The sequence below is a fragment of the Microseira sp. BLCC-F43 genome (genome assembly GCF_041929235.1).
Lineage (GTDB): Bacteria > Cyanobacteriota > Cyanobacteriia > Cyanobacteriales > Aerosakkonemataceae > Microseira.
The window spans coordinates 1-4,958 of the sequence record NZ_JBHFNP010000122.1 but is presented as its reverse complement, the minus strand read 5'-3'; the positions used below and the strand labels follow the sequence as shown (position 1 = coordinate 4,958).

The following is a 4,958-nucleotide window of genomic DNA, read 5'->3' as shown; positions in this document are numbered from 1 at the left end:
AAACTTATAAGACTTACAAGAGTTATAAGAATGCTATCGCATCGGGCAATCTCATACCTTCCACTCCTACAAATCCACGCCTGTTAACAGACTCCCAATTCTCTGGACTCATCTAGCACCAGCTATTGAAACCGGGTTTCTACAAAGAAACCCAGTTGCTGATACTTAAGCTCAAAATGATAGCAATGGTTGAAAGCCGTGTTTAACCGACCACTCACCCATTTGTTCCATTTTTGGCACGGTAATCTGATTCCTTCCCCAAGAAAAGCTACTGTGCCACTGTTCAAATTCCAGCAGCATCGCTTCAGCAAAACATGCAAATAACTGGCGTTCTGGCACTTCCATACTGACGATTTGCATAATTTTCCAGTCAATATCGAGGGAGTGTTCTACAATCCCGCCATTCAGGACATAAACACCCGGATGCTGAACTTTAGTTCCCAGATTCTTGGGATAGCCACCATCAATTAACAGACAAGGTTGCTTCAAAGTTGTGGGGTCAATTTCCACGCCTTTCGGCATACTGGCAACCCAAACTACAATATCTGCTAAAGGTAGGGCTTCTTCCAATCCCAAAATTTTGCCCCGCCCCAATTCTTCCTGCAACGCTTGCAGTCTATCTTTGTCGCGGGCAATTAACAACAATTCTGCTACATCGGTACGAGTATTTAACCAGCGACAAACCGCACTGCCGATATCCCCCGTGGCACCGCAAATTGCTACCGTCGCTTTTGACAATTCAATCCCCAGCTTTTTCGACGCTTGTTCCACTTGCCGACAAATCACATAGGCAGTGTGGGTATTGCCCGTCGTAAAGCGTTCAAACTCTAGTTTGGTATTGCGGACTTCGGTAACTTGATTGAGGTTGAAATTCTCGAAAATAATCGAGGAAAAACCACCCAATGCGGTGATATGAATGTCGTTTTTTTGCGCCAGCGCCATCGCGTTGACAATTTTGCGCGTTGCAGCTTTAATCCGGCGATTTGCCAGCATTTCGGGCAAGAAACAGGATTCTACATACCGCCCTTGGATTTTTTGACCCGTCGCGCTGGTGACGGTAATATCATCGACGATTTGCGGTGGGGCAGAACACCAAAAATCCAGCCCTTGGTCGGCATATTCCGGGAAGCCCAAATCTCTGGCTACGGATTGGGCATGTTCTAAACTGGTTAAGTGACCGATGAGACCAAACATTATATAACTATTTAGTAAGTCGGTAATTAGGACTGGACGCAGAGTTTCGCTGGATCGATCCGGGGATCGACCCTTAAAAATACTACACAAAAATGTTACTCTCTTGACAATAGTTCGGCCTGTTCGTAGTAAGGACTTTAATCCTCCCTTGGGTTTAAGGACTGAAGTCCTTACTACAAACCGGATTTAGGCAGATGCCAGTCCGTGGGCAGACAAACGCATCAGTTCCCTGCTAGTGAAGCCGATGTTACCGAGTGCTTCTCCGTAGGAAATCATGAAGTCTTCCACCAAAGCTTCTTTTTCCATGCCTAAAACGCGGGCGTCGTCTTCTACTTGGTTGAGCATTTTCCAGACGATGGGCAGGTTTTGGCGATTGGCTTCTTCTAACTCTGCTTTTGCTGAAACAAAGTGTTCTTTCAGCCAAACTTCGCCGAAGTTGAGGTGAGTGTATTCGTCTTTAACAACCCCTTCAGTAATTTTGCGGGCAAAGGGATCGGCGAAGGGGATGTAGATGTTGTAGGCAGCGATCGCAAAGCATTCGATAATCAAAGACTGAATCAGCAAGCAAGTGACTATTTTGCCTTCTGCATAAGCATCTTGGAAGTTTTGGTGCAGTTGGGCAAAAAACTCCTTGGCGAATTCCATATCCGGCGTCACCTGGAGGTTGCGTCCGCAAGCTTCAAACCCTTTTTTATGGCGACTCTCCATTTTAGAGAGGCGGATTAAGTCTTCTTTGTGTTGTGGCAGCAGTTGGGCCAATTGAATGTAGTTCTCGTAGGCTTCTTGTTCGCCTTCGATCACGATCGCATTGATGCGGCTGTATGCATCTTTGTAGGTTTCGCTTTGGAAGTCAATGGCTGGGTTAGCTACAGTCTGCTGCATAAGTTGATTCTCTCCTGTTGGCTTAATTTACCTGAGCCGGGATAAGTAAACCTCATCAATTAAACGTGAGGGTCAAAATCGCTTAGTTTAACTTAACAAATCTCCGGCTGACAGATTAAGAGTGGTTGCAATATATTTCCTAAACTTAAAGCATAGGATGAAATCTATACTTTATGCCCAGAACATCACCAAATCAACCATCGACCTCGTTTTGGCAACCCCTTAGCCTGGTTTTGCTGTGTTTGGGCGCATTTATTGTGCTGCTACCCTTACTCGTTGTTTTTCTTACGTCCTTTGCGCCCAAGGGTGCGAATCTGACTGGCAGCATTTTTCCTGCTAATCCAACGCCTGTTAACTATCAGGAGGCTTGGGGGCGGGGGAATTTTCTCCTGGCGTTTGCCAATTCGACCTTGGTAGCGATCGCAGTCACCGCTTTCCAGATTATCACCTCGGCGATCGCTGGCTACGCTCTGGCGCGGCTTAATTTCCGTGGACGCCCAGCAATATTGCTCATCGTTCTAGCAACCCTGGTAATTCCCTTCCAACTCCTGGTGATTCCCATTTTTCTCGTACTAACTTGGGGACACCTGCTAAACACTTACTGGGCGCTAATTTTACCCACGGCGGCGAATGGTTTTGGTATTTTTCTGTTGAGGCAGTTCTTCTTGACCATTCCCGTCGAGTTGGAAGAAGCAGCAGCAATAGACGGCGCAAATCGACTGCAAATTTTGTGGCGCGTGATGCTTCCCCTATCTCGCCCCGCTTTAGTAACGCTGTTTTTATTCACTTTTCTCGCCGAGTGGAACGATTTGTTTAAACCTCTGGTTTTTACCACCCGTCCAGAATTAAGAACGGTGCAGCTGGCTTTGGCAGAGTTTCAAGAACAATTTACCAATAATTGGCCTTTGTTGATGGCTGCGGTGGTCATTGCTACTTTGCCCGTCGTGTTTTTATTTCTCTTAGGTCAGCGTCAGTTTATTCGCGGCATTGCTACAACGGGAATGAAGAATTAAATTCCCTGTAAAAAACAGTTAAGAATATAGGCTTTCCCCGCGATTTTTTCTTGCCTTTTGTGGTATCCTTATTATAATCGGAATATTTCTTTAAATAATATTTTGGCACAGATTTCCATTATGATATAAATTCTAACCAAATCTTCGACAAAAAGCAAGGGGTAACCAAAAAAATGCCCGCCAAAGTTTTTCTAGAGACAGAAAGATAGGGGAGTTGAGGTCGACCGAGGCGGAAGTCTGTTTGAATTGGATAGCGATCGCGAAGTAATCCGCTTTGCCAATCTAGGCATTATAAAGGGTGGCGACCCGACAGATACCGATTGGGAAACAATCCGCAACAAAACCTTGCCTAGATTGCTGGCATACTATCAAAACTATGACGGTGATGGATATTGGGCAGCGATGGAAAAGTCCAGTAATCAGTTTATCGGTTGGTTTCAATTATGACCAGCATTAGACAGCCCATTCAACGTCACTTCCGGCTTTTACGATAACAACGATATCGAACTGGGGTATCGATGGCGAAAAGTTGCTTGGGGAAAAGGTGACGCCACAGAAGGAGCAAAGGCGCTGGTATTAAAAGGTTTTTCCTGATTAGGAACTCAACTCGTTGTGTCTATAGCAATAGCTGCGAATAGGGCATAATTCCGCGTGATGGAAAAAGCGGGATGGAAATTTGTGCGTAAGTATATTCACCCGGAAATTGAACCAGAAGTAGTAATTTATGGATTAAACAAAGACCAGTGGTAGGGGGAAGGTATGATTTATGATTAATTTTATGAGATTAACCCGATCCCAGGGGTAGGGGCACGGCAGAATTAACGCGATGAGATTAACCCGATCCCAGGGGTAGGGGCACGGCAGAATTAACGCGATGAGATTAACCCGATCCCAGGGGTAGGGGCACGGCAAGATTAACGTTATTAGATTAACCCGATCCCAGGGGTAGGGGCACGGCAAGATTAACGTTATTAGATTAACCGAGATATCTAGGTTGCCGTGCCCCTACAGATCGGGTAACTAGGAATCAGAAAGAATTAACAGACGTACAGTGCGTACGCTCATATCATCCCCGCCTGCCTACTTCTATTACCTCACGGTCTTTGCGTTCGATGCAAGTAATAAGCGATACCCACATGCCGCACCCTGGCGTGTCACACAGCATAATTACCCAGAAAACTCTATTTTTCAAGTGATAAATTATGCCTAAAAAGTGGGTTTTATCCGTTTATCTCCGTTATCAAAGTATAATTTTTAGCTTTATTAGTTGCTCAAAACAGGTAAAAACCGATTGTGACAGTTGAGGGGGCGGAATTTGGGGTCCAACTCTCTTCTTAACTTGCGTCCTCTTCTTGCGATCTTGAGTTCACATTGAGCGAAAAATGTGATATTGCTGGACGCGATTTGGGTAAATTATTGTAATTTTTGAGTTGGCTGTGTCCCGACGAGGAAAATTAGGAAAAAATCCGTTAATTCAGGAGCAAATATTAAAATTTGTAAAAGCCGCAAAAATTTGGCAAGGCATTGGCATAATCTAATATGCGTGTTTTAAATAAACCAGGCCCAAGCATATTTGAACTTAAATGCCCGATGTAAAAGCAATACCGGGAATCAAACAACTGTGGGAAAAAACCCAAGGCAACTCCCAAATATGCGTCGCGATTCTAGATGGGTTAGTTGACCAGAATCACCCTTGTTTTGCAGGAGCAAATCTCACCAGACTACCCACTTTGGTACCGGGAGACGCAACACCCCAAGGGGATATGTCCACCCACGGCACTCACGTTACCAGCATCATTTTTGGTCAACATAGTTCCTCAATACCAGGAATTGCACCCCGATGTCGCGGGTTAATTATTCCAGTCTTTA

At 45.1% G+C, this 4,958-nt stretch carries 5 protein-coding genes; 3 read left to right on the top strand and 2 right to left on the bottom strand.

Going from position 1 to position 4,958, the window contains the following annotated elements:
• Positions 1–171: 171 nt before the first annotated feature.
• Together ACE1CM_RS17650 and ACE1CM_RS17645 are read right to left on the bottom strand one after the other, a co-directional pair.
• Entirely contained in the window at positions 172–1,194 is a 1,023-nt protein-coding gene (locus tag ACE1CM_RS17650) for a long-chain acyl-[acyl-carrier-protein] reductase (protein ID WP_374878855.1), read from the bottom strand.
• 186 nt (positions 1,195–1,380) lie between these two features.
• Positions 1,381–2,076, bottom strand: a complete 696-nt coding sequence (locus tag ACE1CM_RS17645) for an aldehyde oxygenase (deformylating) (protein ID WP_374878854.1) — start codon at positions 2,074–2,076, stop codon at positions 1,381–1,383.
• Positions 2,077–2,249: 173 nt separating this feature from the next.
• Here ACE1CM_RS17645 and ACE1CM_RS17640 point away from each other — a divergent pair, with 173 nt between their 5' ends.
• From ACE1CM_RS17640 to ACE1CM_RS17630, 3 genes are all read left to right on the top strand, one after another.
• On the top strand, positions 2,250–3,089 hold the full coding sequence (locus ACE1CM_RS17640) for a carbohydrate ABC transporter permease (RefSeq protein ID WP_374878852.1): 840 nt from the start codon (positions 2,250–2,252) through the stop codon (positions 3,087–3,089).
• A gap of 246 nt (positions 3,090–3,335) precedes the next feature.
• On the top strand, positions 3,336–3,536 hold the full coding sequence (locus ACE1CM_RS17635; protein WP_374878850.1) for a hypothetical protein: 201 nt from the start codon (positions 3,336–3,338) through the stop codon (positions 3,534–3,536).
• Positions 3,537–4,672: 1,136 nt separating this feature from the next.
• A partial coding sequence (locus tag ACE1CM_RS17630; protein WP_374878848.1) for a S8 family serine peptidase occupies positions 4,673–4,958 on the top strand: 286 nt, incomplete at its 3' end.